The organism is Bartonella acomydis (assembly GCF_039543025.1).
In the GTDB taxonomy this organism is placed as follows: Bacteria; Pseudomonadota; Alphaproteobacteria; order Rhizobiales; family Rhizobiaceae; genus Bartonella; species Bartonella acomydis.
In genome coordinates, this window is the sequence record NZ_BAABIY010000028.1 from 1 (window position 1) to 2,804 (window position 2,804).

The 2,804-nt window shown below is 32.2% G+C and carries 2 protein-coding genes; both read right to left on the reverse strand.

Annotated elements, in window-relative coordinates; all coding sequences use genetic code 11:
• Nucleotides 1-582, reverse strand: a 582-nt coding sequence (locus ABD909_RS05090; protein WP_345096887.1) for an LbetaH domain-containing protein, incomplete at its 3' end; no start/stop codon positions are given.
• Nucleotides 583-664: 82 nt separating this feature from the next.
• The gene (locus tag ABD909_RS05095; protein WP_345096888.1) at nt 665-1,306 is read right to left on the reverse strand and encodes an LbetaH domain-containing protein; all 642 of its coding nucleotides are present in this window, start codon (nt 1,304-1,306) and stop codon (nt 665-667) included.
• Nucleotides 1,307-2,804 lie beyond the last annotated feature (1,498 nt).

The window sequence follows — 2,804 nt, forward strand, 5'->3', positions numbered from 1 at the left end:
GCCAAAAACACTCACTTTATCGCAAATGTATGTATAGCCTGTAATTTTAGCATTTTCATAAATACAAGCATCATCACAAACCACAGCAAAAAACCAAACTTGAGCATTGTCATAAATTCTTGCATTGCCATAAGCTTGCGCATAGCCAGTCAATAAAGCGTTATCATAAATTTTAGCATGCCCTTTTATAACAGCCCTGTCAGAGACCTCAGCATGATTCAAAACGCAGGCATAATCGTAAACAAAAGTTCTTCCAAAAACCAAGGCATTATCAGCAACCCTTGCATGGTCATAAATTTTTGCACAATCAAAAACTTTACAATTGCCTTCAATTTTTGCCTGATTGAAAACACTCGCATAATCACAAACTGTAGCATTATCAGAAACATGAGCATTATTATAAACACACGCCTCATTATACACCCAGCAATTACCATCATGTGATAAGTTGCTTTCCTTTTCGATAAAGCCGCCTAAATCCCCAGCTTTTACATCAGCAAAGTCTCTTAATGCTTTAATGCGGTAAAGAGTATGTTGACCAAATACACGCGTTTCATTTGTGAGTGCAAACTTTTTTTGCATGGCACAATTCCTTTATAAGAAGATTCAATTTTTGAATGAAATGTTTTAAAGAGAGGACGCCCCCGCACTGCCCGTACTTTATTTAAGCAGCGTCTTTTAATGACTGATCGTTATAGACAATTTCTTTACTGCAGACTTCAATATTGTTGCGAACCCAAGTATCCCCTTTAATGATCGCATTGCGAAAAATCTTTACATTTGCAAAAATACAAGCATATCCAGAAATTTTCGCATTGCCATAAATTTTTGTATCATTAAAGACACAAGCGTAATAATGAACGCGAGCATTTTCAAAAATATGAGCATCAGGATAAATACGTGCAAAGCCATAAACTTCGGCATTGCCATAAACATGACCAGCCACCACAGCCTTGCCAAAAACACGTGCGTTTTCATAAATGCAAGCAACATTGTTCACATGAGCATAACCACTTACAACGGCATTATCGAAAACCCGCGCATTGCTATAAACTTTGGCTTTATCCCCAACCCAGCAATTGCCCTCGTGTGATAAGTTGCTTTCACCTTGTATAAAACCACCTAAATCACCTTTTTTCACATCTCCAAAATCTCTTAAAGCTCTAATCCTATGAAGCGTTTTAAAGCCAACCTCTATTGTTTCACCTGTAAATTCGTATTTTTTTGCAGGCTTTTGTTTATTATTAGATACGGTTTCATTTGAAATGTTAGAGATAACGGGGGTGTTTTTGGATGTAGTTTTCATATTAAAACCTTGATGTTAATATTGTTTTCAATTGACACCTTATAAAGGCGCCGGGTGTTGAAAACACGGCATCAAGTCCGTCGGCATGCCTTCCCCATAAGGTTTTATATAGCATGACCACACCCGACAAAATTCTCATATATGCTAATCACAGCATAAAAGATAGTCAGTTTTTTGATATGGGAAAGATTGTTTCGTAATCTACCCGCTTGATGTTTAAGTGTTTTCAGCACTTGATTATTTATATAACAAAATACGTATTTATTGTCAATTAATTTATGCACTTTTTTGATATTTTTTATGATTTTTTTAAATGCATTGTGTGCAAATATTGATCATATGCTTATGAGTTGTTTCTTTTGTATTCTATGCTTTTAAAGCTATATTATGGGCTTTCTTAAACGATTGCGATATTTTTTGAATCTATACATTTATAATATTTATAAACGCTCTCATCATGCGTATTTTTATCTTTATAACCTATCATGTTTTTTACGAAATGGTTTTTAAGATTTCTGTTAATTTCTTTTAATAACACATTTGCAACTTAACAGCCTTTATAGGGACGTCCTTATAACCAACGCGTTCATTTGCATTTTGATTATGAATGCCTGCTGTTTTTATGCATTTTCTATAGCTGTTATTCATTATAGCCATGGCATCATTTTTCATTTTCATAAGAGAAACGATAAATAGGATAATTGTGATTTATTGTTTCTTATGAAAACATTAAAGAGAGATTGATCATTATAGGGATAAGAAAAATCCCTTTTAATAGACTTTGTCAGTGCTGTCAGTGTTGTCAGTTCTTTTTAGAGCCTATATTATTTTTTTGAAATGAGAGAAAATTAAAAGCATTATATTTCAATATGTTAATCTCTTTAAGACACAACTCATATCAATAGTGCAATCTTTAAAGATAACCAATGATGTAAGTTGATTAAAACCTGTCAGTTATCTGTCAGTAAATTGAACTGACAAAATGATTATTTTAGTGAGTGATTAAAATGTGCTTTATGAAAAGCGTATGAAAGTGAAAACTGATTATGTTATCAAAAACCCTTTAAGGTATTTTTATCAGTTCACTTTAATAGATAAATTTATGATTTTAGTTAGTGCTTTAAAGTATGTCTTAAAAAGCATGTGATCTTTTAAAGCCTTTCAAAAGAATAAAAAATGCTATCAAGATTATTATGGTTATGAGTTTTGGAGGGGTTTTGAGTTTTGACGGTTGCTGCTTTTATATAAAAAAACAATAAAAAATAAAAATGTTATATTTCAATGAATTAATATTTTACAGATGTTCAAAAAACAACCCCTATCAAACATACAACCTATGAATTCAATCAATGGTATATGTTTTGTAGGGGTTTTGTCAATTTTTACACCGTCAAAACCTATAAGCAAAATGAATATACATAACTCTCTTTAAACAGAGCTTTTGAAAAGGATAAGGCTATCATTTGAGATTACGGTATAATCTTTTAAAGGCAATCAA